This window comes from Pigmentiphaga sp. H8, assembly GCF_003854895.1.
Lineage (GTDB): Bacteria > Pseudomonadota > Gammaproteobacteria > Burkholderiales > Burkholderiaceae_B > Pigmentiphaga.
Map to the genome: position 1 here is coordinate 4,332,740 of NZ_CP033966.1, position 25,391 is coordinate 4,358,130.

24 protein-coding genes and 1 tRNA gene are annotated in these 25,391 nt (G+C 69.0%); 19 read left to right on the forward strand and 6 right to left on the reverse strand.

The window, feature by feature from the left end; genetic code table 11:
- Positions 1 to 81 precede the first annotated feature (81 nt).
- The 4 genes from EGT29_RS20435 to EGT29_RS20450 are packed head-to-tail and all read left to right on the forward strand — an operon-like array spanning position 82 to position 3,405.
- On the forward strand, positions 82 to 750 hold the full coding sequence (locus tag EGT29_RS20435) for a response regulator transcription factor (RefSeq protein ID WP_124690696.1): 669 nt from the start codon (positions 82 to 84) through the stop codon (positions 748 to 750).
- On the forward strand, positions 750 to 2,588 hold the full coding sequence (locus tag EGT29_RS20440; protein WP_124690697.1) for a sensor histidine kinase: 1,839 nt from the start codon (positions 750 to 752) through the stop codon (positions 2,586 to 2,588). The genes EGT29_RS20435 and EGT29_RS20440 overlap by 1 nt, the downstream gene beginning before the upstream one ends.
- Positions 2,589 to 2,605: 17 nt before the next feature.
- The gene (locus EGT29_RS20445) at positions 2,606 to 2,938 is read left to right on the forward strand and encodes a hypothetical protein (RefSeq protein ID WP_124690698.1); all 333 of its coding nucleotides are present in this window, start codon (positions 2,606 to 2,608) and stop codon (positions 2,936 to 2,938) included.
- A 56-nt stretch (positions 2,939 to 2,994) separates the two neighbouring features.
- Complete coding sequence (locus EGT29_RS20450) at positions 2,995 to 3,405, forward strand: type II toxin-antitoxin system HicB family antitoxin (RefSeq protein WP_124690699.1); 411 nt, start codon at positions 2,995 to 2,997, stop codon at positions 3,403 to 3,405.
- Between the two features lie 109 nt (positions 3,406 to 3,514).
- Here EGT29_RS20450 and EGT29_RS20455 read toward each other — a convergent pair.
- Positions 3,515 to 3,591: transfer RNA gene (locus EGT29_RS20455), tRNA-Met, on the reverse strand.
- Positions 3,592 to 3,982: 391 nt separating this feature from the next.
- Here EGT29_RS20455 and miaB point away from each other — a divergent pair.
- From miaB to gloA, 11 genes are all read left to right on the forward strand, one after another.
- The gene (gene miaB / locus EGT29_RS20460; protein ID WP_238160148.1) at positions 3,983 to 5,350 is read left to right on the forward strand and encodes a tRNA (N6-isopentenyl adenosine(37)-C2)-methylthiotransferase MiaB; all 1,368 of its coding nucleotides are present in this window, start codon (positions 3,983 to 3,985) and stop codon (positions 5,348 to 5,350) included.
- Complete coding sequence (locus EGT29_RS20465; RefSeq protein WP_124690701.1) at positions 5,347 to 6,366, forward strand: PhoH family protein; 1,020 nt, start codon at positions 5,347 to 5,349, stop codon at positions 6,364 to 6,366. Before miaB ends, EGT29_RS20465 begins: the two co-directional genes overlap by 4 nt.
- On the forward strand, positions 6,338 to 6,841 hold the full coding sequence (gene ybeY, locus EGT29_RS20470; protein ID WP_124690702.1) for an rRNA maturation RNase YbeY: 504 nt from the start codon (positions 6,338 to 6,340) through the stop codon (positions 6,839 to 6,841). The genes EGT29_RS20465 and ybeY overlap by 29 nt, the downstream gene beginning before the upstream one ends.
- Before the next feature lie 28 nt (positions 6,842 to 6,869).
- Complete coding sequence (locus EGT29_RS20475) at positions 6,870 to 7,766, forward strand: HlyC/CorC family transporter (RefSeq protein ID WP_124690703.1); 897 nt, start codon at positions 6,870 to 6,872, stop codon at positions 7,764 to 7,766.
- Between the two features lie 8 nt (positions 7,767 to 7,774).
- Positions 7,775 to 9,409, forward strand: a complete 1,635-nt coding sequence (gene lnt, locus EGT29_RS20480) for an apolipoprotein N-acyltransferase (RefSeq protein WP_238160149.1) — start codon at positions 7,775 to 7,777, stop codon at positions 9,407 to 9,409.
- A 110-nt stretch (positions 9,410 to 9,519) separates the two neighbouring features.
- Positions 9,520 to 10,419 carry a glycine--tRNA ligase subunit alpha gene (gene glyQ, locus EGT29_RS20485; RefSeq protein WP_124690704.1) on the forward strand — a complete coding sequence of 300 codons (900 nt, stop codon included), beginning with the start codon at positions 9,520 to 9,522 and terminating at the stop codon, positions 10,417 to 10,419.
- On the forward strand, positions 10,420 to 12,552 hold the full coding sequence (gene glyS / locus EGT29_RS20490) for a glycine--tRNA ligase subunit beta (protein ID WP_124690705.1): 2,133 nt from the start codon (positions 10,420 to 10,422) through the stop codon (positions 12,550 to 12,552).
- 143 nt (positions 12,553 to 12,695) lie between these two features.
- Complete coding sequence (gene gmhB, locus EGT29_RS20495; protein WP_124690706.1) at positions 12,696 to 13,271, forward strand: D-glycero-beta-D-manno-heptose 1,7-bisphosphate 7-phosphatase; 576 nt, start codon at positions 12,696 to 12,698, stop codon at positions 13,269 to 13,271.
- Positions 13,271 to 14,023, forward strand: coding sequence for a 1-acyl-sn-glycerol-3-phosphate acyltransferase (locus EGT29_RS20500; RefSeq protein ID WP_124690707.1), 753 nt, complete (start codon positions 13,271 to 13,273; stop codon positions 14,021 to 14,023). Before gmhB ends, EGT29_RS20500 begins: the two co-directional genes overlap by 1 nt.
- A 5-nt stretch (positions 14,024 to 14,028) precedes the next feature.
- Positions 14,029 to 14,961, forward strand: coding sequence for a M48 family metallopeptidase (locus EGT29_RS20505; RefSeq protein WP_124690708.1), 933 nt, complete (start codon positions 14,029 to 14,031; stop codon positions 14,959 to 14,961).
- Positions 14,962 to 15,012: 51 nt separating this feature from the next.
- Positions 15,013 to 15,408 carry a lactoylglutathione lyase gene (gene gloA / locus EGT29_RS20510; protein WP_124690709.1) on the forward strand — a complete coding sequence of 132 codons (396 nt, stop codon included), beginning with the start codon at positions 15,013 to 15,015 and terminating at the stop codon, positions 15,406 to 15,408.
- Between the two features lie 19 nt (positions 15,409 to 15,427).
- Here the strand turns inward: gloA and EGT29_RS20515 are convergent, their stop codons facing one another.
- A complete protein-coding gene (locus EGT29_RS20515) occupies positions 15,428 to 16,597 on the reverse strand; it encodes an FAD-dependent oxidoreductase (RefSeq protein ID WP_124690710.1) in 1,170 nt (389 codons plus the stop codon).
- 128 nt (positions 16,598 to 16,725) lie between these two features.
- On the opposite strand from EGT29_RS20515, the gene EGT29_RS20520 reads away from it, so the two are divergent.
- Both EGT29_RS20520 and EGT29_RS20525 read left to right on the forward strand, forming a co-directional pair.
- Positions 16,726 to 17,667 carry an AraC family transcriptional regulator gene (locus tag EGT29_RS20520; protein WP_124690711.1) on the forward strand — a complete coding sequence of 314 codons (942 nt, stop codon included), beginning with the start codon at positions 16,726 to 16,728 and terminating at the stop codon, positions 17,665 to 17,667.
- 113 nt (positions 17,668 to 17,780) lie between these two features.
- Positions 17,781 to 19,010, forward strand: a complete 1,230-nt coding sequence (locus tag EGT29_RS20525; RefSeq protein WP_124690712.1) for a nucleoside recognition domain-containing protein — start codon at positions 17,781 to 17,783, stop codon at positions 19,008 to 19,010.
- Here the strand turns inward: EGT29_RS20525 and EGT29_RS20530 are convergent.
- Positions 18,992 to 19,918: a LysR substrate-binding domain-containing protein gene (locus tag EGT29_RS20530; RefSeq protein ID WP_124690713.1), complete on the reverse strand. Its 927-nt coding sequence runs from the start codon at positions 19,916 to 19,918 to the stop codon at positions 18,992 to 18,994. The two genes, EGT29_RS20525 and EGT29_RS20530, sit on opposite strands and share 19 nt — an antisense overlap.
- Before the next feature lie 131 nt (positions 19,919 to 20,049).
- Between EGT29_RS20530 and EGT29_RS20535 the strand changes: the two genes are divergently transcribed.
- Complete coding sequence (locus EGT29_RS20535) at positions 20,050 to 20,910, forward strand: polysaccharide deacetylase family protein (protein ID WP_124690714.1); 861 nt, start codon at positions 20,050 to 20,052, stop codon at positions 20,908 to 20,910.
- A 54-nt stretch (positions 20,911 to 20,964) separates the two neighbouring features.
- Positions 20,965 to 21,933 (forward strand): tripartite tricarboxylate transporter substrate binding protein, encoded by a 969-nt coding sequence (locus EGT29_RS20540; protein WP_124690715.1) that lies wholly within the window; start codon positions 20,965 to 20,967, stop codon positions 21,931 to 21,933.
- Positions 21,934 to 21,960: 27 nt separating this feature from the next.
- Here EGT29_RS20540 and rsmA read toward each other — a convergent pair whose 3' ends face one another.
- The 3 genes from rsmA to EGT29_RS20555 all read right to left on the reverse strand — a co-directional run bounded on the left by rsmA (position 21,961) and on the right by EGT29_RS20555 (position 25,293).
- Positions 21,961 to 22,740 carry a 16S rRNA (adenine(1518)-N(6)/adenine(1519)-N(6))-dimethyltransferase RsmA gene (rsmA, locus tag EGT29_RS20545; protein WP_124690716.1) on the reverse strand — a complete coding sequence of 260 codons (780 nt, stop codon included), beginning with the start codon at positions 22,738 to 22,740 and terminating at the stop codon, positions 21,961 to 21,963.
- Positions 22,737 to 23,738 carry a 4-hydroxythreonine-4-phosphate dehydrogenase PdxA gene (gene pdxA, locus EGT29_RS20550; protein WP_124690717.1) on the reverse strand — a complete coding sequence of 334 codons (1,002 nt, stop codon included), beginning with the start codon at positions 23,736 to 23,738 and terminating at the stop codon, positions 22,737 to 22,739. The genes rsmA and pdxA overlap by 4 nt, the downstream gene beginning before the upstream one ends.
- 145 nt (positions 23,739 to 23,883) lie before the next feature.
- Positions 23,884 to 25,293 (reverse strand): peptidylprolyl isomerase, encoded by a 1,410-nt coding sequence (locus EGT29_RS20555; protein WP_124690718.1) that lies wholly within the window; start codon positions 25,291 to 25,293, stop codon positions 23,884 to 23,886.
- Between the last annotated feature and the right edge of the window lie 98 nt (positions 25,294 to 25,391).

The following is a 25,391-nucleotide window of genomic DNA, read 5'->3' on the forward strand; positions in this document are numbered from 1 at the left end:
GATACTTGCTCAATCGAGAAATGCGCACTCGCCATGGGCCGACGGGACGGCCGCGGCGGCAGTGCGGCCAGGAGATCTGCAATGACGACGGGTCCGCTCAGGATTCTGCTGACCGAAGACGATGGGCCCATACGCGAGCGCCTCGCCCGCATCATCGGCGAATGGCCCGAGGCGGACCTGTGCGCGGCCTGCGCCAACCTCGAGGAAACCCTGATCGCCATCGGCGCCAACGAGATCGACCTCCTGATCACCGACCTCAACCTGCCGGACGGCAGCGGCATCGACGCCATCCGCTTCCTGGCCAAGCGGCAGCCCAAGGCCGAGGCGATGGTCATTTCCATCCTGGCCGACGAGCGCTCCGTCCTCGACGCGATCGAGGCGGGCGCCGCCGGCTACCTGCTCAAGGATGCCGACTCCATCGACCTGCTCGACGCGATCCGGGACGTCATGGCCGGCCGCTCGCCCATTTCCTCGCGCATCGCCCGCGTCCTGGTCCGCCGCCTGGCCGAACAGGGGCATGTGGCCAGCGACACGGCGCAGGCAGCGGACAAGCCCTCCCTGACCGAACGCGAGATGGACATCCTGTGGGGCATCGCCAAGGGCTACACCTATGGCGAACTGGCCGACAAGCTCGCCATTTCCCGGCAGACCGTTCCCGTTCACATCCGCAACATCTATCGCAAACTGCAAGCCACCAACCGTTCCGAAGCCGTCTTCGAAGCCTCGCGGCTCGGGCTCATCAAGCTGTGATGGGACTGCGCGCAGGCCTGTCGCACGATCATGGAAGACTGCTCGCCGGGATCGTCCTGATCGCGCTGATCCTGGCGATCGGCGCGCTGCCCCACCTCGTGGACACGTCCCCGCCACCGGACGCCCTGGCGATCACCCAGGCCCGCTTCATCCAGGAAGGGGAAAGCCCGGAACAGACCGTCCCCCTGCCCCATCAATGGATGCCCGAGACGCTGTACGAGCTCACGACCGGCAGCTATCGCCTTTCCTTTCACCTCTCGGACGTGCCCGACGAGTCGATGTTCCTGTTCATCCCCGCCGTGCGCCATCGCGTCGAAGCCTGGGTGAACGGCCGGAGAGCGGACACGGCGCCGGATACCGTGTGGTCGACGCCCACCAGCGGTTATTCCTTCCTGGCGCGGATTCCCGACGGCGCGATTCACGCGGGCGACAACGAAATCCTGCTGCGGCAGACCCGCAAGATCGGATGGCTGCCGGGCCGCCTTTCCCAGGTCAGCGTGGGAACCGCCGCCGCGGTCATGCCCGCGTACCAGTTGTCGAATTTCCTGATCGAGGAAATCCGCGCCATGACCTTCGCCCTGCACATCGCCCTGACGATAGGCATCGCCAGCATCTGGACCGCCCGCAGGCACGACCCGGTCTTTGGATGGCTGGCCGCGATGTCGGTCACCAGCATCCTCGTCGTTCTTGGCCAATCCCCGCACGCCCCGCTGGGCACCTTGCAACAACTCCAGACGATCTCGCTCGTGTCCGCCGTCGGCCTGATGGCGATCGGCATGGCCCTGGCCATCGTGGGACGGCGCCGCCCCAGGCAGTTGCTGCCGGCCGTCATCGCCGTTCCCGCCTTCCTCCTGGTCCTGGGACAGACCGGGCTGGTTCCGTTTCCGGTGATCGGACTCCTGAGCGCCTGCATCACGCTGACCGCCTATGTCGTCGCCGCCGGCATCCTGGCGCATCAGTTCGCGCAGGACAGGAACTGGGATGCCGCCATCATGGTGGGCCCCTGCGCGCTGACGGTCTGGTTCGGCGTGCACGACATCCTCGTGGTGACCGGACGATACGACGATCCTTTCCTCCTGGCCTCGTACGCCCGCACCTTGATGCTGCTGGCCATCATGGTCATCCTGATGAGCCGGCTGGCCCGCAGCCTCAACAGCCTGGACCACGCCAACGACACGCTCCGGCAGAAACTGGCGGCGCGGGAGACGGAACTGGGACTGCTGCACGAAAAGGAAAAGGTCCACGCCAGCCAGATGGTGCGCGAACAGGAGCGCCAGCGCCTGATGCGGGACCTGCACGACGGGATGAGCGGCCACCTCGTCGCCATCATCGCGCTGGCCGAACGCAACCAGGAAGGCGGCCACGCCATCGAGCGCGCGGCCCGCGCCGCGCTCGACGACCTGCGGCTGGTGGTCCATTCCCTGGACCTGGGCGACGGCGACCTGGGCGTGGCCCTGGCGGCCTTCCGCGAACGGCTGGAACCGCAATTGCGGCGCCTGGGCATCGAATTCCACTGGTCCACCGAGAAACTGCCCGCGGTAACCGGCGTCACGCCCCAGAACGCCCTGTCCGTGCTGCGCATCCTCCAGGAAGCCGTCACCAACGCCATCCGCCACGGGCCCGCGCGTCGCCTGGCTATCGAAGGCAGGACGACCGAGGACGGAATGGCGGCGCTATCGGTGTTCAACGATGGCGGCCGGCCGCTCCAGGCCGGCGCGGGGAACGGGCTGCGCAACATGCACCGCCGGGCTCGCGAGCTGGGCGGGCGTGTGGCGTTCACGATGGGAGAAGATGGCGCGCGGCTGTTGCTGGTGCTTCCGGCGCGGTTGCCGGAATGAGCAGACCGCAGCCGCGCATGAAACAGATCGCATGCTTCGCCTTGGCTATCGGCAGCCTGCTGGCCTGGCCGGCGGCAGACGCCGCGAACCAGCCATGCTCCGGCCGCAAAGGCGGCATCGCCCAGTGCGACGGGGACACGTTCATCTGCAACGACGGTTCGATCAGCGCCTCGAAGAAGTCCTGCCAGGCGACCTTCGGCGGCAGGCAGGGACTGATGGCGGCGCCAAAGCGGGCCGCGCCGGCCGCGGACGGATCGTGCAATTGCCGAAGCGGGACGTACTGCACGGGACCGCGCGGCGGGGTGTACTGCCTCTCGGACAGCGGGAACAAGAGCTACCGAAGGAAGTAGCGCAATGCGGCAGCCAAGCGGTTCAAACAAGCTGGACTGAAATAAGGATGACCACCATGAAATACCCCATTGCCATCGAACCTGGCAGCGCCACTCAAGCGTGGGGCGTTGTCGTCCCGGATCTCCCCGGCTGCTTCTCGGCTGCCGATGAAGGCATTGACGAAGCGATCGAGAATGCGAAGGAGGCAATCGAAGCCTGGATCGAAGCCGCCATCGATGCGGGGGAGGATATCCCCGAGCCCGGCAGCATCACGGATCTACAAGCCGATCCCGAATTCAAGGGCTGGATATGGGCCATCGCGGAAATCGACCCCGCCGTCATGGACGACACCATCGAGCGCGTGAACATTACGCTGCCTCGTCGAGTGCTGGCCCGTCTCGATGCCAAGGCCCGCGCCGCCGGCGCCAGCCGTTCGGCGTACATCGCTCAGATAGCGCTGCGTCCCGACACGCTGAAACACGCCTGATCCAAATCGAAAAAGCCCGCTGTCGTGGAGACTAGCAGGCTTTGGGCGCAACTCAGACAAGTTTGCGGAACAAAAAAGTGCCCACTTACGTGGGCACCCTTATGAATTCTGGTGGCGCATCCCTGATTCGAACAGGGGACCTGCGGATTATGATTCCGTCGCTCTAACCGGCTGAGCTAATGCGCCAAAAAAGCCAAGACCGCGATTATATACAGTCAGGAAACGGGACGCAAATGGACAGCCATGCCCAGACCAGGGCCCCTGAATTACCCAAAAAAATGGCCCGACAGTAAACTGTCGGGCCAATAGGGAGCACACAATGCCGCGCCTCAATATGCTCGCGGGGGAAGCGCGGTATCGGTGTCGGACAACAACCCTGCCAGGCGCTGGGGATCTGCGGATTCCGCCGGCGCCCGTAGCGGCAAAGCAATCATCTGAGGCTTCAGTCTAGCCCGGAGGGACTGACAGAGACCTGAACACGGCGCCCGCGTGGCGTCCGGCCAACCCCGCCCCCTCTGTTAAAATGTCCTGTTCCGCCTTTCTGCCCCCGGGCTATAACCCCGTCACGGCAATCGACATGAGCCATCCCACTCCCCGCAAGCTGTACATCCGCACCTTCGGCTGCCAGATGAACGAGTACGACTCGGACAAGATGGTGGACGTCCTGAACGCCGACCAGCCGCTGGAAATCACCGACCGTCCCGAAGACGCGGACATCATCCTGTTCAACACCTGTTCGGTGCGCGAGAAGGCGCAGGAAAAGGTCTTCTCCGACCTGGGCCGCGCCAAGATGCTCAAGCGCGAGAAGCCCGACCTGGTCATAGGCGTGGGGGGCTGCGTGGCCAGCCAGGAAGGTGATGCCATCGTGGCGCGCGCGCCCTACGTCGACGTGGTATTCGGTCCGCAGACGCTGCACCGGCTGCCCGAGCTGATCGCCAGGCGGCGCGCCTCGGGCGTGTCGCAGGTAGACATCAGCTTCCCCGAGATCGAGAAGTTCGACCACCTGCCGCCGGCCCGGGTGGAAGGCGCCACCGCCTTCGTGTCGATCATGGAAGGCTGCAGCAAGTACTGCAGCTTCTGCGTCGTGCCCTATACCCGCGGCGAGGAAGTCTCGCGCCCGTTCGAGGACGTGCTGACCGAGGTCGCCGACCTGGCGGACCAGGGCGTCAAGGAAGTGACGCTGCTGGGGCAGAACGTCAACGCCTATCGCGGCAGCATGGGCGGCTCGACCGAGATCGCCGATTTCGCGCTGCTGCTGGAATACGTGCACGACATCCCCGGCATCGAGCGCATCCGCTACACCACCTCGCACCCCAAGGAAATGACGCCGCGGCTGATCGAGGCCTACGCGCGGCTACCCAAGCTGGTGTCCTTCCTGCACCTGCCGGTGCAGGCGGGCAGCGACCGCGTGCTGGCGGCGATGAAGCGCGGCTACACGGCGCTGGAGTTCAAGTCCATCGTGCGCAAGCTGCGCGCCGCCCGGCCCGGGCTGTCGCTGTCGTCGGACTTCATCGTCGGCTTTCCCGGCGAAACCGAAGAGGACTTCGAGAAGACCATGCGGCTGATCGACGAGGTCGGCTTCGACACGTCGTTCTCGTTCGTCTATTCGCGCCGCCCCGGCACGCCGGCGGCCGATCTGGCCGACGATACGCCGCAAACGATCAAGCTGGCGCGACTGCAGCGCCTGCAGGCGCTGATCAACGACCAGGCCGCGGCGATCAGCCAGGGCATGGTCGGCACCACGCAGCGGGTCGTCGTCGAAGGCCCGTCGCGCAAGGATCCCAACGAACTGATGGGCCGTACCGAGAACAACCGTATCGTGAATTTCCCCGCGCCCGCGCGGCTGGTCGGCCAGGTGGCCGACATCCGCATCACCACGGCGCTGTCGCACACGCTGCGCGGCGAGGTCGTGACGCGCGAGACGGCCGGAGGGGTGTCCGCATGACGGCCGCCTCCCGCGCTTCCCACCGCCGCGCCGCGCCGGTCGTCGTCTCGCTGGGCGACGACAACGCCCGGCTGTCGAATCTTTGCGGCCCGCTGGACGAGAACCTGCGTCAGCTGGCCGCCGCCTACGGCGTCGAGCTGGCGCGCCGCGGCCACCGCATCACGCTGGAAGGCGAACGCGCCGACGCGGCCTCGGCGGCACTGCAATATCTGTACGAACACGCGGACCAGCCGCTGTCGGTGGACCAGCTGCAATTGAACCTGGTCGAGCTGGGGGCGATGACCGCCGCCCACGACACCGACGAGGACACGCCGCCGCAGGGCGCCCCGGGCGAGACCGAGGTGGTGCTGCGGCTGCCGCGCCGGCAGGACCTGCGCGGCCGCACGCCGCGCCAGCGCGACTACCTGCGCAACATCCTGGCGCACGACATTTCTTTCGGCATGGGTCCGGCCGGCACCGGCAAGACCTATCTGGCCGTGGCCTGCGCCGTCGATGCCCTGGAGCGCGAGTCGGTGCGCCGCATCGTGCTGACGCGGCCCGCGGTCGAAGCGGGCGAGCGGCTGGGTTTCCTGCCGGGCGACCTGACGCAGAAGGTCGACCCCTACCTGCGCCCGCTGTACGACGCGCTGTACGACCTGATCGGCTTCGAACGCGTGACCAAGCTGTTCGAGAAGCAGACGATAGAGATCGCGCCGCTGGCCTATATGCGCGGGCGCACGCTGAACCATGCCTTCGTGATCCTGGACGAGGCGCAGAACACCACGCCCGAGCAGATGAAGATGTTCCTGACCCGCATCGGCTTCGGCAGCAAGGCGGTCATCACCGGCGACCCGTCGCAGGTGGACCTGCCCAAGGGCCAGCGCAGCGGCCTTTTGGATGCCTCGCAGGTGCTGGCCTCGGTGCAGGGCCTGTCGTTCACCCAGTTCACCAGCGGCGACGTCGTGCGGCACCCGCTGGTGGCGCGCATCGTCGACGCCTACGAGAAACATGGCCAGCAGCAAGCCCCGGGCCGCTGACGCGCCCGCCGCCGCGCCGGCGCTGTCCCTTGCGATCCAGTACGGACGGGAAGAGCCCCGGCTGCCGCGCTGGCGGCTGCGGCGCTGGGTGACCCAGGCGCTGCGGGCGCCCGAACTGGCCGGCGTGGCGGGGGTCGCCCTGACGCTGCGGCTGGTGGGCGCCGCCGAGGGCCGGCGGTTGAACCGCGATTTCCGCCAGCGCGACTACGCCACCAACGTGCTGACCTTCGAGTACGGCGCGGATCCGGATGGCGTGGTGGGCGGCGACATCGTGCTGTGCCTGCCGGTGCTGGCTTCCGAGGCTCGGGCGCAGAAAAAGCCGTTTTTGCATCACGCCGCCCATCTGGTGGTCCACGGCGTGCTGCATTCCCTGGGCTACGACCACCTGAACGACCGCGACGCCCGGCGGATGGAGGCCCTGGAGACCCGTATCCTGGCCGAGATGGCAATACCCGACCCGTATCGGGTATCCTAAACTTTTGCAACACTTGTCCTATTGGACGATGTCAGACACCTCCCCTAGTCCGGCGTACGTTTCGCGTACGCCCAAACAACCTCCCAGAACCTTCTTCGAACGGCTTTCGGCGCTGATCCACCGCGAACCTGAAGACCGCGAAGACCTCAAGGCCGTGCTCGAGGCCGCCTACAGCCGCGACCTGCTCGACGCCGAGGCGTTGTCCATGATCGAGGGCGTGCTGGCGGTTTCCGAGCTCACGGCGGGCGACATCATGATCCCGCGCTCGCGCATGGACATGCTGGAAGTCTCGCAGCCCATCGACGTCCTGCTGCCCACCATCATCGAGACCGCGCATTCGCGCTTCCCGGTGTTCGAGGACAGCCGCGACAACGTCATCGGCATCCTGCTGGCCAAGGACCTGCTGCGCTACATGATCGACCGCGAACTCGACCTGCGCACGCTGCTGCGGCCGGCGGTCTTCATTCCCGAATCCAAGCGGCTGAACGTGCTGCTGCGCGAATTCCGCAGCAATCGCAACCATATCGCCATCGTCGTCGACGAGCACGGCGGCACCGCCGGCCTGATCACCATCGAGGACGTGCTCGAGCAGATCGTGGGCGAGATCGAGGACGAGTTCGACGACGCCGCCGTCGAGCAGTCCATCTTCCCCGACGGCAAGAACCGCTGGCGGGTCATGGCGCTGACCAACATCCGCCGCTTCAACGAAACCTTCGGCTCGTCGCTGGACGACGACGAATACGACACCGTGGGCGGCTGGATGGCCGGCACCCTGGGCCGCATCCCCCGGCGCGGCGACCGCATCGAACGCGACGACCTGCGCATAGACGTGATCCGCGCCGATGCCCGCCGCGCGCTCTGGCTGCGCGTCTCCCGCCTGGCAGCTGGCGCCGCGCCGGCCTCCCCGCTCCCCAACCAAGGTTGACTCCGCCCGTGCCCCTGTCTTATGCCGCGCTGGCCGGAGCGCTGATCCTCGGCATGCTACAGGGGTTGGCCTTCGCGCCCACTCCGTTTCCAGCCTGGTTCCTGCCGGTGCTGCAGTTATCCACCTTCGGCGGCATGAGCTGGCTGACCTGGCGCGCCACGAGCCTGCGGGGCGCCATATGGATCGGCGCGGCCTTCGGCGCCGGCACCTTCCTGGTCGGCGTGTCCTGGATCTACATCAGCCTGCACGTCTATGCCTTCATGGCGGCGCCGCTGGCGGCGCTGGGCGTGGGCCTGCTGGCCGCCTATCTGGCGCTGTATCCCGCGCTGGCCACCGGCGTGGCATGGTGGCTGTCGCAGCGGCCAACCGCCGCGGACGGCCCGGCCCGGCTTGCCTCGCCGCTGACCTGCGTGCTGGCGATGGCGACGGCCTGGACCGGTGCGGAATGGCTGCGCGGCGTCCTGTTCACCGGGTTCCCCTGGCTCAACATCGGCTATGCCCACGTCGACGGCCCGCTGCAAGGCTGGGCACCGCTGCTGGGCGTCTACGGCGTGGCCTTCACCGCCGCGCTGACCGCCTCGGGGCTGGTCTGGGCGGCCAGCGCCGCCGCCGAGCGCGGCACCGCCAGTCTCGCGGCCGCGCTGCGCCCGGGATGGCGGGCGTCCGCGGCGGCGCTGGCCGTGCTGCTCGTCGGCATGGCGGGCGCGGCCTGGAACTGGGTGCGCCCCTACGGCGCGCCGCTGACGGTCCGGCTGGTGCAGGCCAATATCCCGCTGGCCGACAAGTTCGATCCGGCCCAGATCTGGCAGGGCATGGACCTGCACCGCGATCTGGCCGAGGCGCCGCGGGCCGACGGCAAGCCCATTGCCCTTACGCTGCTGCCCGAGACCGCCGTGCCGGTATTCCAGGACCAGCTCAGCGCCGAGGCCTGGAAGGAATGGGTGGACAGCGCCGCGCTGCGCGGCGGCACGTTCGCGCTGGGCGTAGCCATGCGCGACATCCATCCCGACCGCGACTACTACTACAACAGCGTCATCTCGCTCGATGGCCGCAGTTCGCCGGAACAACTGGTAGCCGGCCGCGTCGCGCACCGCTACGACAAGCGCCATCTCGTCCCCTTCGGCGAATTCGTGCCGCCCGGCTTCCGCTGGTTCGTGGATGAAATGGTCATGCCGCTGGGCGACTTCGACCGGGGCCGGGAACGGCAGAAACCGTTCGACATCGGCGGCCAGTACATCGCGATGAACATCTGCTACGAGGACGTGTTCGGCGAGGAACTGCTGCCCGCGGTCCGGCCCGGCCCGACCGATCCTGGCGCCACCATCCTCGCCAACGTCAGCAACCTGGCCTGGTTCGGCAATTCACTGGCGCTGCCCCAGCACCTGCAGATGTCGCGCATGCGGGTGCGCGAGACCGGGCGCCCCATGCTGCGCGCCACCAACACCGGCATGACGGCGGTGGTGGACGAGCGGGCGCAGGTGGTGGGCGAACTGGCGCCGCACAGCGTCGGCGCGCTGGACGCGACGGTGCAGGGCACCACGGGGCTCACGCCCTACGCACGCACCGGCAACGTGCCCATCCTGTTCATCGTCGCGGCCCTGCTGGCGGTGCTGGGCTGGCTGCGGATCCGTCGCGTGGACTGATACGCCGCGGCGCCCCGGGGCTCCATCCCTCCGCATTTCGCCAGGGCCAGTTAAAATCCAGGGTTTCGCCGTGCCGCAAGGCCGCCCGCGGCCGCATCTACTCCAACACCATGCTGACATTTCAACAAATCATTCTCCGACTCCAGGAATACTGGAGCCAGCAAGGCTGCGCCCTCCTGCAGTCCTACGACATGGAAGTCGGTGCCGGTACGTCGCACACCGCCACGTTCCTGCGGGCGCTCGGCCCCGAGCCCTGGCGCGCGGCCTACGTGCAGCCCTCGCGCCGCCCCAAGGACGGCCGCTACGGCGAGAACCCCAACCGCCTGCAGCACTACTACCAGTACCAGGTGGTGCTCAAGCCCTCGCCCCCGAACATCCTCGACCTCTACATCGGTTCGCTGCAGGCGCTGGGGATCGATCCCCAGGAACACGACATCCGCTTCGTCGAAGACGACTGGGAAAACCCGACGCTGGGCGCCTGGGGCCTGGGCTGGGAGGTCTGGCTCAACGGCATGGAAGTGACGCAGTTCACCTATTTCCAGCAGGTCGGCGGCATCGACTGCAAGCCCATCATGGGCGAGATCACCTATGGCCTGGAACGCCTGGCCATGTACCTGCAAGGCGTCGAAAGCGTCTACGACCTGGTCTGGACCGAGGCGCCGGACGGCACGCGCGTCACCTACGGCGACGTCTACCACCAGAACGAAGTCGAGCAATCCACCTACAACTTCGAGCATTCGTCGGCCGAGACCCTGTTCCGCCATTTCAACGACTACGAGGCCCAGGCCAAGCGCCTGGTGGAAGTGCCGCTGGCGCTGCCGGCCTACGAAATGGTGCTCAAGGCGGCCCACACCTTCAACATGCTCGATGCCCGGGGCGCGATCAGCGTCACCGAGCGCGCCGCCTACATCGGCCGCATCCGCAACCTGTCGCGCGCCATCGCGCAGGCGTACTACGAATCACGAGAACGACTGGGCTTTCCCATGCTTGCACGCAAGGAGGCCGCGTAAATGCCGGCCGCTCACCCCCTCCTGCTGGAACTGTTCACCGAGGAACTCCCCCCCAAGGCGCTCAACCGCCTGGGACAGGCCTTCGCCGAAGGCATCGCCGCCGGCCTGAAGAGCCGGGGCCTGCTGGCCGGCGGCAGCACCACCACCGCCTATGCCACGCCGCGGCGGCTGGCCGTGCGCCTGTCGGCCGTGCTGCCGCAAGGGGCCGACAGCGAATTCTCCGAAAAGCTCATGCCCGTGAGCGTGGGGCTGGACGCCAGCGGCCAGCCCACGCCCGCGCTGCAAAAGAAGCTCGCGGCCAAGGGCCTGGAAGGCGTCGACGTGTCCGGGCTCGCGCGCGAGTCGGACGGCAAGAACGAACAGCTCGTCTATCGCGGCATCGCCAAGGGCGCGGTGCTGGCGCCCGCCCTGCAGGCGGCGCTGGAAGACACGCTGGGCAAGCTGCCCATCCCCAAGGTCATGAGCTATCAACTGGCCGACGGCGTCACCACCGTCCGCTTCGTGCGCCCCGCGCACGGCCTGGTGGCGCTGCACGGCGACACGGTGGTCGACATCTGCGCGCTCGGCCTGCGCGCCGGCCGCAACACGCGCGGCCATCGCTTCCAGTCGCGGGCGACGATCGAACTGCCCTCGGCCGACGCCTATGAAGCGCTGCTGCACGAACCGGGCCGCGTGATCGCCTCGTTCGACCAGCGCCGCGCCGCCATCGAACGCCAGCTGCGCGACCAGGCCGCGCGCCTGCAGGCCTCGCTGGGCGACGAGGCCGACGTGGCCTCGCTGCTGGACGAGGTGTGCGCGCTGGTCGAGTACCCCACGGTCTACGTGGGCGAGTTCGAATCCGAATTCCTTGCCGTGCCCCAGGAATGCCTGATCCTGACGATGCGGCTGAACCAGAAGTACTTCCCGCTGTTCGACGCGGCCACCGGCAAGCTGACGCACCGCTTCCTGATCGTCAGCAACATGGCCCTGGCCAACCCGTCCAACATCGTCGAGGGCAACCAGCGGGTCGTCCGGCCGCGCCTGGCCGACGCGCGCTTCTTCTTCGAGACCGACAAGAAGGTGCCGCTGGCCGGCCGGGTCGAACAGCTCGGCACCATCGTCTATCACAACAAGCTCGGCACCCAGCTCGAACGCGCGCAGCGCGTGCGCGCGCTGGCGCGCTGGGTGGCGGGCGCGATCGGCGCCGATCCCGAGCACGCGGACCGCGCCGCGCTGCTGGCCAAGGCCGACCTGGTCACCGGCATGGTGGGCGAGTTCCCCGAACTGCAGGGCGTCATGGGCGCCTACTACGCGGCGGCCGACGGCGAGGCCTCCGACGTGGTCGAGGCCATCCGCCAGCAGTACCGCATCCGCCTGGACCAGCCCGTCGATGCCGACGGCGCCACCGCCGCCGCGCTGTTCGTGGCCGAGCGCGCGGAAACGCTGCTGGGCATCTGGAGCATCGGCCTGGTCCCAACCGGCGACAAGGACCCCTACGGCCTGCGCCGCGCGGCGCTGGGGCTGATCAGCGCGTTCGAGCAGCTCGACGCGGGTGGGCGCCTGTCCGCCGGCGGCGCCGGGCTCACGCTGGACGGCCTGCTGGCGCGGGCGGCGGAAACCTTCGCCACGCCGCCCACGGCGGCCCAGATCGATGAGGTCCGCGCCTTCGTGTTCGAACGCTACCGCAACCAGCTGGCTGGCCAGTTCGACCGCGCCGCGGTCGATGCCGTGGTCGCCGTGGCGCCGCCCCTGGCCCAGGTGCCGGCGCGGGTGCGCGCGGTGGTCGCCTTCTCGGCGCTGCCCGAGGCCGCCGCGCTGGCTGCCGCCAACAAGCGTATCGGCAACCTGCTCAAGAAGGTCGAGGGCGAGCCGGGCACGGTCGACGAAGCCTTGCTCAAGGAACCGGCCGAACAGGCGCTGGCGCAAGCCGTGCGCACGCTGCGGCCGCAGGCCGAGGGCAAGTTCGCGCAGGGCGACTTCGCCGGCGCCCTGACGGTGTTGTCGCAGGCCCGCGAGCCGGTCGACGCCTTCTTCGCCGACGTCATGGTCATGGCCGAGGATCCGGCCGTGCGGGCCAACCGCCTGGCGCTGCTGGCCGAACTGCACCGCACGATGAACCACGTGGCCGATCTGTCCCGTTTGGCAACCGCCTGACATGATGAGCCCCCCCCTACGCGCTGACGCGCGCCCCTCAGGGGGCGACGCAGGCGGACCGGCAAAGCCGGATCCGCTGCGTCCCGGAGCGAGTCGCGCTCGTTTCATGCGATGCGTATCGTGCCACACCATGGATACCTGACATGCCCACCACTCCTGCCCGCCCCAAGCTGGTGGTCCTGGACCGCGACGGCGTCATCAACCAGGACAGCCCCGACTTCGTCAAATCGCCGGACGAGTGGATTCCGCTGCCCGGCGCGCTCGAAGCCATCGCCCGCATCAACCAGGCCGGCTATCGCGTCGTGGTCGCCACCAACCAGTCGGGCCTGGGCCGCGGCCTGTTCGACGCGGCCACGCTGAACGCCATCCACGCCAAGCTGCGGGCGTCGCTGGCCAAGCACGGCGGCGCCATCGACGCCATCTTCATCTGTCCGCACGCGCCGGACGAGGGCTGCGACTGCCGCAAGCCGCTGCCCGGCCTGTATCGCGAGATTGCCCGGCGCTTCGAGTCCGACTTGCACGGCGTGCCCTCGGTGGGTGATTCGGCCCGCGACCTGGAAGCCGCCGCGGCCGCCGGCTGCACGCCCTGGCTGGTGCTGACCGGCAACGGGCCCAAGACCCTCGCCAAGGGCCAGCTGCCGCCGGGAACGGTGGTCTGGAACGACCTGGGGGAAGTCGCCGACGCGCTCGAAACCGCCGCCCAGGCCGAGGAGCACTGATGCGCTGGCTTCGCTCGCTGTTGTTCTCGATCTTCTTCATCGTCACGGTGATTCCCTACGCCATTCTCTGCGTGCTGTGGCTGCCCCTGCCCCTGCGGTGGCGCTACCGGTTCACGATAGGATGGCCGCGCCTGATGATCTGGGGCGGCCGCTGGATCACCGGCATGCGCTGGCGCATCAAGGGCTGGGACAATCTTCCCGACCAGCCGGCCATCCTGCTGCCCAAGCACCAATCGACCTGGGAAACCATGTTCTTTCCCGCCTGGATGCCGCGCGAAGTCTGCTACGTGTACAAGCGCGAGCTGAACTGGGTGCCCTTCTTCGGCTGGGGCCTCGCGGGGCTGCGCATGATCGCCATCGACCGCAAGAAAGGCAGCGACGCCTTCGAGCAGGTCGTGGCGCAGGGCCGCGAACGCCTGGCCGCGGGCCGCTGGATGGTCATGTTCCCGGAAGGCACCCGCATCGCCCCGGGCAAGAAGGGCAAGTACAAGAGCGGCGGCGCGCGCCTGGCCGCGCGCACCGGCGCGCTGGTCGTGCCCATCGCCCACAACGCCGGCGAATGCTGGCCGCGCAAGACCTTCGTCAAGCGTCCCGGCCTGATCACCGTCTCCATCGGCCCGCCTATCGATCCGCAAGGCCTGACCGCCGACGAGATCAACCGCCGAGTCGAGGACTGGATCGAGGCCGAGATGCGCCAGCTCAACCCCGAGCGCTATCCGGATACCCGGGGCGCCGAACGCGCCGCCGGCTAGCCTCCATGGCCACACGCCCCGCTTCCGACACCGGCGCGCCCCCGGCTCCGCAGCGGGAGTCCGGTCCCCACTCCGCGCAGCTCGACCTGTTCGCCGAGCCGCCCCAGGCCGTGGCCGTTCCGGCGCCGCCGCCACCCGTCGCCCGCGCGCCCGCCGCGCCGCCGCCTGCCCCCGCCATCCAGTTGCCGCCCGGCGCGCGCTGGCACGAAGTGGTGGCCGAGGGACAGCGGATACGCTTCGTCCTGCAACGCTCGCGCCGCCGCACCATCGGCTTCCTGATCGGCGACGACGGCCTGCGCGTGACCGCGCCGCGCTGGGTCGGCCTGGCCGAGATCGATGGCGCCGTCCGCGAGAAGGCGCGCTGGATCCTGTCCAAGCTGCACGAATGGCAGTTGCGCCGGGAACGCCTGGCGTTGAACCAGACGCGCTGGGAAGACGGCGGCGACCTGCCCTATCTGGGCCGCCGCATCGTCATGCGCCTGGACGCGCAGCGCGACACGGCGCTGGCCACGGCCGACCTCGACGCGCCCGCCGACGGCGACGTGCTCTGGCTGGGCCTGCCGTCCGACGCGACGGCGGCCCGCATCCGCGACACCGTCCAGGCCTGGCTGCAGGGCCGCGCCCGCGTCCTGTTCGACGTCCGCCTGCTGGATTTCCTGGCCCGCACCGGCCTGACCATCAACCGCTGGCGGCTGTCGTCGGCCGCCACGCGCTGGGGATCGTGCACCAGCGAGGGCAACATCCTGCTGAACTGGCGCCTGATCCATTTCCCTGTCGGCATCATCGACTACGTCATCGCGCACGAGTTGGCGCACCTGCGCGAGATGAACCACGGCCCGGGCTTCTGGGCCGAAGTCGGCCAGCTGATGCCCGGCTTCGAGGACGCCCGCGATACCTTGCGGCGCCACGATCCGGGCAGCCTGCCGCGGTTCGACTAGGCCTGTTTACACTAGGGCCTGTTCCCCTTCCCACGATTAGCGAGGTAACCCATGCGACTACTCCACACCATGCTCCGCGTCGGCGACATGCAGCGCTCGATCGACTTCTATACCAAGGTCCTGGGCATGCGCCTGCTGCGCAGCAAGGACTACCCCGACGGCAAGTTCACGCTGGCCTTCGTCGGCTATGAAGACGAGAAGGACGGCTCCGTGCTCGAACTCACGCACAACTGGGGCGTGGAGAAGTACGACCTCGGCACCGGCTACGGCCACATCGCCGTGGCGGTGGACGACGCCTATGCCGCCTGTGACCGCGTGCGCGAACTGGGCGGCAAGGTCACGCGCGAGGCCGGTCCCATGAAGCACGGCACCACGGTCATCGCCTTCGTCGAGGACCCGGACGGCTACAAGATCGAATTCATCCAGGCCAACACCCACAAGGACTGACGCGCTATCGCGGCGGTCGCTACCGGCCCGCCGCGCGCAGTCGCTCCAGCTCGGCGAAGAAGCCGTCCACCTTCGCCTGCCCTTCCCGCCGCAACGCCTCGTCGCGCCGCGCGCATCCCTGGGCGTCTTCCAGCGCGCCGGCCTGCCCCACCTGCCGCGAGACATCCTGCACCAGCCTGCACATGGGATGGCGGCGCCGGCCGAATGCCAGCAAGGCCTGCTCCGGCGTCGCTTCCGACCCCAGCGCCTCGGCCAGCACGACCGCATCCTCGAGCGCCATCGCGCCGCCCTGTCCCATGAAGGGCGTCGACGCATGGGCGGCATCGCCGATCAGCAGGATCCGCCCGCGGTGCCAGGGCAAGGGGGCGATCACCTCCTCCACGCCGGTGTAGAGCACCTCGGCGCCTTCGCCCAGCTGATCCAGGAAGGGCGCCGCCGGGCCCCTGAACTCGGCGAAGCGCTCGCGCATCAGCGCCGGCCACTCGGCACGCTCGTACCAGGAGTCCTGGGGTTCGAGCATCACGCCGAACAGGTAGAGCTTCTCGTCGCTGATGGGCATGATGCCCAGGCGCTTGCCCGTGCCCATCATCATGATCTTGGCATCGAGGCCCCGCGGGCGGTCGTGCACGCTGCGCCAGACGCCGAAACCCGAATAGCTCGGCACCAGTTCCGGAAACGCGTCGGCCCGTACCTGGGAGCGGATGCCGTCGGCGCCGATGACGAGATCGCAGGCGACTTGCGTGCCGTCGGACAAGGCCACGCGCATCGGTCCGTCGTCCTGGCCGGACGGCAGGCTTGCCAGCGTCGTGCCGAGCTTGAGCACGATGCCCAGCTCCTCGATGCGAGCCGCCAGGATGCGATGGAGTTCGGCGCGCTTGATGCCCAGGATGGCGGGCAGCCCGTCCAGCGAGGGATAGACCGTCTCGACGATGAACGAGCCGTCCGGGCCGAAATAGCGGTTGCGTCCGCCCGGCACGGCGAACCCCGCCTGGAGGATCGGCGCAAGCACGCCGATCTCGCGCAGCGCCCGCAGGCCATTGCTGTAGATGAAGAGGCCGGAACTCTGGAATTGCCAGGCCCGCTGTTTTTCCACCATGGTCACGCGCATGCCCTGCTGCGCGAGCGCGATCGCGGCGGAACAGCCGGCGATGCCGGCGCCGACGATCAGGGCGTGGTCGATTCGAGGCATGATAATCTCCGTGTCGATGCCGTAAGTGTCGATGCCGCCGGCGCCCGCCTCAACCCTCGGGACGCCGGATCCGGGCACCAGGCGTCCGGAAATCCGCCACGCGGCCCCGCCCAGACCTCCGACCCCGCATGCACGCCTCCGGTGACCTCCTCAGCCGCCTGCTGGCCCACTGGCGATCCGATCGCGCGGTAACGGCCCGCTTCGCGCTGTCCGCGCCCTGGGCCCTGCGGTCGGACGGCGTGGAAGGCGCGCTGATCAGGATGGCGGCGGACACGCCCTACTGGATCGCCCTCGACCACGATACGCCGCAGCGGATCGAGGCCGGCGACATCCTGATGCTGCCCCACGGCGACGCCCACACCATCTCGTCCGCGCCCGGGCTGCCGGCGCGCCCCTTCCAGCCGCTGATCGCCGCGCACCAGGTCGGCGCCCACGGCGATCGGCCCATCGTGTTCTCGCACGGCGGCGACGGACCGGTCACCGGCATGTTCTCGCTCCACCTGTGGATGCCGGACAGCGGGCCGGGCACGCTGGTCGACACCCTGCCCCGCCTGATCGTGATCCGCCAGCGCGAAACGCCGGTGACCGCGGCGCTGGCGCAGACGATGGCCTCGCTGGTCGACCAGTCGCTGCTGCAACCGCCGGGGTGGCAGCTGGCCACCGCGCGCATGGCCGACCTGCTGCTGGTGCACATCCTGGGGGAACATCTGCGCACATCGGCCGAACGCCGCACCGGCATGTTGCGCGGCATGGCGGACCAGGGCATCGCCCGCGCCATGCTGGCCATCCACGACCATCCCGAGCGCCCCTGGACGGTCGCCATGCTGGCCTCGGCCTGCTATCTCTCGCGCACCGTGTTCAGCGAACGCTTCCGGCAACTGGTCGGCATGACGCCCATGCAATACCTGACCTCATACCGCATGGCCGTCGCCGCCGAGAAACTCAAGGATCCCGCCCTGACCCTGGACGAGGTTGCCGCGGCCGTCGGCTACGAATCGGACAAGGCCTTCGCGCGCGCCTTCCAGCGCTGGAACGGCATGACGCCGGCGGCCTACGCCCGCCGCCGCTGACCACCCGCCAGGCTAGGGCATGCGAGCCTCTTTTAGTGTGAACAGGCCCTAATCGCTACAATCAGCGGACTGCCGCGCCCGCCGGGCCGGCGCCTTCCCCACTCCTGTCGCGCATGCTGAACAAACTCTGGCTGGGATTTTTCATCGCCGCGGCCGCCGCCGCCCTGGCGCGCTGGGGCATCGCCCACGACCCGTCGGTCTTCCAGGCCATGGTCGCCTCGCTGTTCGCGATGGCCAAGCTGTCGGTGGAAGTCATGGTGCTGCTGTTCGGCACCATCGCGCTGTGGCTGGGCTTCCTGAAGATCGCCGAGCAGGCCGGGCTGGTCGATGCGCTGGCGCGCATCCTGGGGCCGCTGTTCGCGCGGCTCATGCCCGAGGTGCCGCGCGGCCATCCCGCCATCGGCCTGATCACGCTGAACTTCGCCGCCAACGTGCTGGGCCTGGACAACGCCGCCACGCCCATCGGCCTGCGGGCGATGAAATCGCTGCAGACGCTCAACCCCAGCACCACCACGGCCAGCAACGCGCAGATCCTGTTCCTGGTGCTCAATGCCTCGTCGCTGACGCTGCTGCCGGTCACCATCTTCATGTACCGCGCGCAGCAGGGCGCGGCCGATCCCACCCTGGTCTTCCTGCCCATCCTGCTGGCCACCAGCGCCTCGACGCTGGCCGGCTTCCTGTGCGTGGCGGCGGTGCAGCGCCTGCGGGTCTGGGATCCCGTGGTGCTGGCCTGGGTCGGCGGCACCGCGCTGCTGCTGGGCAGCTTCATGGCCTTCCTGTCCACGCTGTCGGTGGCGGCGCTGGGCGCGCTGTCCTCGCTGCTGGGTAACCTGACGCTGTTCGCGCTGATCCTGTTCTTCCTGGCCGTGGCCGCGATCCGCAAGGTTCCCGTCTACGAAAGCTTCATCGAAGGCGCCAAGGACGGCTTCGACGTGGCCAAGGGGCTGCTGCCCTATCTGGTCGCCATGCTGTGCGCGATCGGCGTGCTGCGGGCCTCGGGCGCGCTCGACTTCGTGCTGGACGGCCTGCGCCTGGCGATCCAGTGGCTGGGTTTCGACACCCGTTTCGTGGATGCCCTGCCGACCGCGCTGGTCAAGCCTTTCTCGGGCAGCGCGGCGCGCGCGCTGATGATAGAGACCATGCAGAACCACGGCGTGGACAGTTTCCCCGCGCTGCTGTCGGCCACGGTACAAGGCAGCACGGAAACCACCTTCTACGTGGTGGCGGTGTACTTCGGCGCGGTCGGCATCCAGCGCACGCGGCACGCCGTGGGCTGCGCGCTGCTGGCCGACCTGGCGGGCGTGCTGGCCGCCATCGGCGTGTGCTACTGGTTCTTCGGCTGATCGATCGGCCGCGCGCCCTTGGCGTGCGCGAACGCCCGCAGCGAATCGAGCATCAGCGCCAGCATGTGCGCCGCCGCCGGCGACAATGACCGGCCCGCGCCATGCAGCACGCCGACGCGGCGCTCGATGCGCGGCGCCGTCAACGGCACGAACGCCAGGTCGTGTTCCACCGCGGGCCGCGCCAGGGTCGGCAGCACGGTAATGCCCAGGCCCGCCTTCACGGCGGCGATCAGCGACGTGCGGTTCTTGATCACCAGATGGGGCCGCTGCAACAACGCCGCCATGCGATGCTCGCGCAGTGCGTGGAAGGTGGTGTTCTCGATGATGGGTTCGCCTTCCAGTATCCGCCAGGGTACCGACCGTCCTCGCCCCGCGATGGGATGGTCGTGGCGGCAGACGACGCCGAACGTATCCTGGGCCACGGGTATGCAGCGCAGGCCCGCGAGTTCCGCGCCCACGCCGGCGATGCCGAGCTGGGCCTCGCCGCTGGCCACCATGGGGCCGACCTGGGGCGAGGATACGTCGGCGATCTTCAGGCTGACGCCGGGATAGTCCACGGCGAAACGCCGCAGCATCAGCGGCAGCCATTCCTCCGCCAGCGACGGCATGACGGCCAGGGCGATCGAGCCCTGTTCGCCCGCGGCCAGCAGGCCGACCTCGTTCTGCACGCGGTCGTGCAGCGCCACCAGCTCGCGCAGCAGCGGCAGCACCGATTCGCCCAGGGGCGTGAGGCGGGCCTGGTGTCCATGCTCGAACAGGTTGCCGCCTATCTGCGCTTCGAGATTCTGCATGGCCAGCGTGACCGCGGCCTGGGTGCGGTGAGTGTCCTCGGCCGCCGCCCGCAGGCTTTGCCGCGTGGCGGCGATGACGAACTGACGAAGCTGGGGGATCTTGAACGCGTCGGGCATGGAGATAACGGCCGATTTCCAATAAGACTTAATTTTAATTAAAAAAGTTAAAATTGTTAAAAGTCCAGGAAGCACGGATAGTGGGCGGCATCACCACGGCCAGACCGTGGGCAACGTCAACCGGAGACTTCATGTCCACTCCCGCATCCATGTGGCCGGGCGGCGCGCGCATCGTCGTGGCGCTGACCTTCCTGGTCGAAAGCTGGTCCGAGGGCAAGGCCCCGCCCTACTCGCCCATGACGAGTCCGCCCAAGCCGGGCGCGAAGGACCTGGCCGGCATCTCCTGGTCGGAATACGGCGCGCGGGCCGGCGCCTACCGGCTGATGCGGCTGGCGCGCGACCGCGGGCTGCCCGCCACGTTCTGCGTCAACGCGCGGGTGGCAGAACTGTTTCCCGAGGTCATCCACGCCATCGTCGGCCAGGGCTTCGAGCTGGCCGGGCACAACTACGCGCAGGATGAAGTGCTGCCCGGCCTGGACGAGGCGCAGGAACGCGCCCTGATCCGCAAGAGCCTGGACATCCTGCAGCGCACCTCCGGCGTGCGGCCCCAAGGCTGGCTGAGCTCCACCATCGCGACCACCGAACGGACCGCGGACCTGCTGGCCGAGGAAGGCATGCTCTGGCACGGCGACTACAACTACCTGGACCTGCCCTGCCAGATCCAGACCCGGCACGGCGGCATGGTCGCCATTCCGCACAGCGACTTCGCCGACAACCGGGTGCTGCGTGCGGCTCCGCGCGACTTCTTCCAGTGCTACCGCGACACCTTCGATTTCCTGTATCGCAAGGAGCCGAACGCGTTCATCAACATCACCGTGCATGGCCACTTCGGCGGACGGCCGCTGATCAGCGCGATGCTGGACGAGGTGCTGGGCTACATCGCCTCCCATCCCGGCGTCTGGTTTCCCCGGCACGACGAACTGGCCCACTGGGTCAACGAAAACCGCATCGGCTTCATTTCCTATTCCGAGCGCTTCCCGCAGCAAGCCTGACACAGCGACGGCCGCCGCTCGCGCGGCCGCGACCACGAACATCAAGGAGACACCATGAACCCCATGAGGCGGGCGCTGGCCGCCCTGTGCCTGATGCCCTTGCCGGCATTGGCCGGAACCTATCCCGACCGCCCCGTCCGGGTGGTCGTGCCTTTCGCGGTGGGCGGCGCCGCGGACACGGTCGCGCGGTCCGTGGCCCAGAAGCTGGGCGAGGCGCTGGGCCAGGCCTTCATCGTCGACAATCGCGCCGGCGGCAACAGCATGATCGGCTCCGAACTGGTGGCGCGGGCCGCCCCGGACGGCTACACGCTGCTGATGCAGCTCGGGCCGCCCCACAATACGCTGCCGTTCTTCTCGCGCAACGTGCCCTACGACCCGGTCAAGGATTTCACGCCGGTGGCGATGATAGGCACGGCGCCGCAGGCCATGGTGGTCAACGCCAAGCTGCCCGTGAAAGACCTGAAGGAGTTCCTGGCCTACGCCAAGGCGCGGCCCGGCAAGCTCTCGTACGGGACGTCGGGCGTCGGTTCGTCCCAGCAGCTGGGCGGCGAACTGCTCAAGGCCTCGACCGGCATAGACATGATCCACGTGCCCTACAAGGGCGGCGCGCCGGCGCTCAACGACGTGGTGGGCGGACAGGTGCCGGTCGGCATCCTGGTGCTTTCCAACGTCTTGCCCCACGTGAAGGCGGGCAAGCTGCGCCTGCTGGGCGTGCTGCAGGCCGAACGGGCCAAGGCCGCGCCCGACGTGCCCACGCTGGCCCAGGCCGGCCTGCCCGGTTTCGCCGTACCCGACACCTGGGTGGGCCTGCTCGGCCCCGCCGGCATGCCGCCGGCCGTGATCGAGAAACTGCGCGCCGGCATCGAACAAGCCCTGGCCTCGCCCGATCTTCAGGAACGCCTGGAAACCGCGGGCTTCGAGGTCGAGGCGCATCCTTCTCCGGAAAAATTCGCCTCGCTGCTGGCCGGCAGCGTGGACACCTACCGGGGCATTGTCGCCAAGGCGGGCATCCAGCCCGAATGACGCGCCCGTCGCGGCGGGCCGGCGCGGTCAGGCCACGCCGGCTGCGTGCAGCACGTCGGCCATGGCGATGAACTGCGCGACCGACAACTCCTCGGCGCGCGCGGTCTCCGGTATTCCCAGTTGCTGCCACGGCACCAGCGCCGCCCAGTCGCCCATGCCCCGCCGCAGCATCTTGCGGCGCTGGGCGAATGCCCGGGCCACGGTGGCGGACAGGGCTTCCTCGCTGCGCGCGCGCGGACGGTCGGCCGGCAGCGGAATCATGCGCACGACGGCCGAGACCACGCGCGGCGGCGGATCGAAGGCCTCGGGCGGCACGTCGAACAGCTTCTCCATGTCGTAGCGCGACTGCAGCATGACCGACAGGCGGCCGTAGTCGGCATCACCCGGCCGGGCCACCATGCGGTCGATGACTTCCCGCTGCAGCATGAAATGCTGGTCGCGCACCTGGTCGGCGTAGGCCATCAGGTGGAACAGCAGCGGACTGGAAATGTTGTAGGGCAGGTTGCCCACCACGCGCAGCGCTTCGCCGAACGGCGCGAAATCCACGGTCAGCACGTCGGCCTCGGTCACCTGCAGGCGCTCGGGCGCATACTGCCCGCGCAGGCGCGCCGCCAGGTCGCGGTCGATCTCGACGACCTTCAGGCGATCGAGCTTGTCCAGCAGCGGCCGGGTCAGCGCCGACAGGCCTGGGCCGATCTCGACCACGTTGTCGGACCGGCGCGGGTTCACCGCGCGGACGATGGAGTCGGTGATGCTTTCGTCGACCAGGAAGTGCTGGCCGAAGCGCTTGCGCGCCTGATGTTTCATGCGGAAACTCCGGAGCCGGCATCCGCCTGGGTGCCGGTTCGTATCATCTGGAGGGCCGTGACGATGGCCTCCTGCAAACTGCCGGGATCGGCCTTGCCCGTTCCGGCCAGGTCGAGCGCGGTGCCGTGGTCCACCGAGGTCCGCACATAGGGCAGGCCCAGGGTGATGTTGACGCCGTGCCCGAAGCTCGCGTGCTTGAGCACGGGCAGGCCCTGGTCATGGAACATGGCCAGGGCCGCGTCGAACTGCGCGACGTGCGCGGGCACGAACAGCGTATCGGCGGGCAGCGGCCCGCGCGCATCGATGCCGGCGGCGCGGGCCCGCGCGATGGCCGGTTCGATGACCTCGATTTCTTCCCGCCCCAGGTGCCCGCCTTCGCCCGCGTGCGGATTCAAGCCGCACACGGCAATGCGCGGGTGCGCCAGCCCGAAGCGCCGGCGCAGGTCGGCATCCAGAATGCGCAGCACCTGGTCCAGCGTCTGCGCGGTGACCGCATCGGGCACCGCCCGCAGCGGCAGGTGCGTGGTCGCCAGCGCCACCCGCAGGCCGCCGCCGGCCAGCATCATCACGACCTTGTCGACCCCCGCCCGCTCCTGCAGGTATTCGGTATGTCCCGAGAAAGCCACGCCGGCATCGTTGATCACCCCCTTGTGGACCGGCGCCGTGACGATGGCCTGCGCCCGGCCATCGGCCACCATGGCAATGGCCTCATCCAGCGTGTCGAGCACGTAGCGCCCATTGGCCACCGCCAGCCTGCCCGGCTCGGACGGCACGCGCAGCGGCACGTGATGCACCCCCACCCCCGCCAACGCCGCGGCATCCTGCCCGCCGCGCTGCGCGAGCAGATCGCGATCCCCCACCAGCACCAGTTCCACATCCGCCGGCACCCGTCCCGCCCCGCGCTCGCCCGCGAACCACGCCGCGGCCGCGACCGACAACTCAGGCCCGATCCCCGCCGGTTCGCCGGTCGTCAAGACCAGCCTGCGCATCGCACTCATCTCACTCATCCGCCAGCCCAACACCGGCCTCAAAAAACAAAAACGGCGCCAAGAACGCCGCCCCCCACCAGCCGGGTAGTCCCCCAGGGCACAGCGGATCCGGCTCCGCCGGTCCGCCAGTGCCGCCCCCCTGGGGGGGCGCCCGTCAGGGCGTAGGGGGGGGGCTCAGTCTGATTTCGACATAGGCCTTGTCCCGCAACTGCCGAGCCCAGTCCTCGTACGCCTGGTCCAGCTTGCGCTGGAACAGCGTCTGGCGCGCCTCGGCACGCTGCCGCTCGCGGCCGACGTCCTGCGTGCGGCGCTCGACGACCTGGATCAGGTGCCAGCCGAACGGCGACTGCACGGGCTCGCTCACCTGGCCGGGCTGCAGCGCATCCATGGCGCGCTCGAACTCCGGCACGGTTTCCTGGGGCGACAGCCAGCCCAGGTCGCCGCCCTGCGGCGCCGAGGCATCGTTGGAATATTGCCGGGCCATGTCGGCGAAGCTCGACCCGCCCTGCACGATGCGCTGGCGGATGTTGGCCAGGCGCTCGCGCGCCTGCTCGGCGGTCAGCACCTGGGTCGGCCGGATCAGGATGTGCCGGGCATGCGTCTGCCGCACGGGCATCGCGCCAGCGCCGCCACCGGCACCGCCGGACGATTTGCGCTCGACCACCTTGATGATGTGGAAACCGTTGCCGCTCTGGATGATCTCGCTGATGCCGCCCTGGCTCAGTTGCGCCACCGCGTCGACGAACATCGACGGCCAGCGGTCGGTGGGACGGGAGCCCAGGTCGCCGCCGCGCAGGGCCTCCTCGCCGTCCGAGGACGAGGCCGCCAACTGGGCGAAATCGGCGCCGCCGCGCGCCTGCTGGAGCAGGGTCTCGGCCTTGCGGCGCAGGCGCGCCACCATGTCGGACGAGCTGCCCTCGGGCACGCGCACCAGGATCTGTGCCAGCGACAGGTCGGAAGGCGCGCCCTCGTGCTGCTCGGACAGATAGGCATCGATCTCGGGTTCGGAGATCTGGATCTGGCTGTCGACCGCGCGTTCGCGCAGGCGCATCAGCGTGATTTCCTGCCGCAGGTCGTCGCGGTAGACCGAGAACGGCAGGCCATCGCGCTCGATCTGGTCACGCATCTGCGAAACCGACACGTTGTTCTGCTGGGCGATCCGGCTGATGGCGCGGTCGAGCTGCAGGTCGTCGATGCGGATGCCGGTCTGCGCGGCCTCCTGCAACTGGGTCTTCTCGACCACCATGCGTTCGAGCACCTGCTTCTCCAGCGTGGCCGCGTCCGGCGGCGCGATCTGCTGGCGCGCCAGCGTGGCCTGGGCGGCGTGCACGCGGGCGTCGAGTTCGCGGCGGGTAATGACGTCGGTGTTGACCACGGCGACGATGTTGTCACCCAGCTGGATGCGCGAACCGCTGGTGCTGCGCGGCGCCTGCGCAGCCGGGGCCGCCGGCGCGGCCGGGGCCACGGGAGCCTGGCTGGCGGGCGGCGCGGACTGCGGCGCGGGCTGCGGTGCCAACAGGGTCGGCCCGTTGCCGCCCGGCGCGCCGCCGAGGTCACCTGGCATGCGCAGCCCCTGGGCCACCGCCGACCCACCCGCCAAAGCGGCCAGGCAGCAAAGGGCGACACCGTGGGCCGCTTTCGTCATTCTGGGCAATACCTTGG

Excerpts from the sequence above, each read along its gene's own strand:
- EGT29_RS20435 (WP_124690696.1), top strand. The coding sequence starts at position 82 with ATGACGACGGGTCCGCTCAGGATTCTGCTGACCGAAGACGATGGGCCC.
- EGT29_RS20440 (WP_124690697.1), top strand. The coding sequence starts at position 750 with ATGGGACTGCGCGCAGGCCTGTCGCACGATCATGGAAGACTGCTCGCC.
- EGT29_RS20445 (WP_124690698.1), top strand. The coding sequence starts at position 2,606 with ATGAAACAGATCGCATGCTTCGCCTTGGCTATCGGCAGCCTGCTGGCC.
- EGT29_RS20450 (WP_124690699.1), top strand. The coding sequence starts at position 2,995 with ATGAAATACCCCATTGCCATCGAACCTGGCAGCGCCACTCAAGCGTGG.
- miaB (WP_238160148.1), top strand. The coding sequence starts at position 3,983 with ATGAGCCATCCCACTCCCCGCAAGCTGTACATCCGCACCTTCGGCTGC.
- EGT29_RS20465 (WP_124690701.1), top strand. The coding sequence starts at position 5,347 with ATGACGGCCGCCTCCCGCGCTTCCCACCGCCGCGCCGCGCCGGTCGTC.
- ybeY (WP_124690702.1), top strand. The coding sequence starts at position 6,338 with ATGGCCAGCAGCAAGCCCCGGGCCGCTGACGCGCCCGCCGCCGCGCCG.
- EGT29_RS20475 (WP_124690703.1), top strand. The coding sequence starts at position 6,870 with ATGTCAGACACCTCCCCTAGTCCGGCGTACGTTTCGCGTACGCCCAAA.
- glyQ (WP_124690704.1), top strand. The coding sequence starts at position 9,520 with ATGCTGACATTTCAACAAATCATTCTCCGACTCCAGGAATACTGGAGC.
- glyS (WP_124690705.1), top strand. The coding sequence starts at position 10,420 with ATGCCGGCCGCTCACCCCCTCCTGCTGGAACTGTTCACCGAGGAACTC.
- gmhB (WP_124690706.1), top strand. The coding sequence starts at position 12,696 with ATGCCCACCACTCCTGCCCGCCCCAAGCTGGTGGTCCTGGACCGCGAC.
- EGT29_RS20500 (WP_124690707.1), top strand. The coding sequence starts at position 13,271 with ATGCGCTGGCTTCGCTCGCTGTTGTTCTCGATCTTCTTCATCGTCACG.
- EGT29_RS20505 (WP_124690708.1), top strand. The coding sequence starts at position 14,029 with ATGGCCACACGCCCCGCTTCCGACACCGGCGCGCCCCCGGCTCCGCAG.
- gloA (WP_124690709.1), top strand. The coding sequence starts at position 15,013 with ATGCGACTACTCCACACCATGCTCCGCGTCGGCGACATGCAGCGCTCG.
- EGT29_RS20515 (WP_124690710.1), bottom strand. The coding sequence starts at position 16,597 with ATGCCTCGAATCGACCACGCCCTGATCGTCGGCGCCGGCATCGCCGGC.
- EGT29_RS20520 (WP_124690711.1), top strand. The coding sequence starts at position 16,726 with ATGCACGCCTCCGGTGACCTCCTCAGCCGCCTGCTGGCCCACTGGCGA.
- EGT29_RS20525 (WP_124690712.1), top strand. The coding sequence starts at position 17,781 with ATGCTGAACAAACTCTGGCTGGGATTTTTCATCGCCGCGGCCGCCGCC.
- EGT29_RS20530 (WP_124690713.1), bottom strand. The coding sequence starts at position 19,918 with ATGCCCGACGCGTTCAAGATCCCCCAGCTTCGTCAGTTCGTCATCGCC.
- EGT29_RS20535 (WP_124690714.1), top strand. The coding sequence starts at position 20,050 with ATGTCCACTCCCGCATCCATGTGGCCGGGCGGCGCGCGCATCGTCGTG.
- EGT29_RS20540 (WP_124690715.1), top strand. The coding sequence starts at position 20,965 with ATGAACCCCATGAGGCGGGCGCTGGCCGCCCTGTGCCTGATGCCCTTG.
- rsmA (WP_124690716.1), bottom strand. The coding sequence starts at position 22,740 with ATGAAACATCAGGCGCGCAAGCGCTTCGGCCAGCACTTCCTGGTCGAC.
- pdxA (WP_124690717.1), bottom strand. The coding sequence starts at position 23,738 with ATGAGTGCGATGCGCAGGCTGGTCTTGACGACCGGCGAACCGGCGGGG.
- EGT29_RS20555 (WP_124690718.1), bottom strand. The coding sequence starts at position 25,293 with ATGCCAGGTGACCTCGGCGGCGCGCCGGGCGGCAACGGGCCGACCCTG.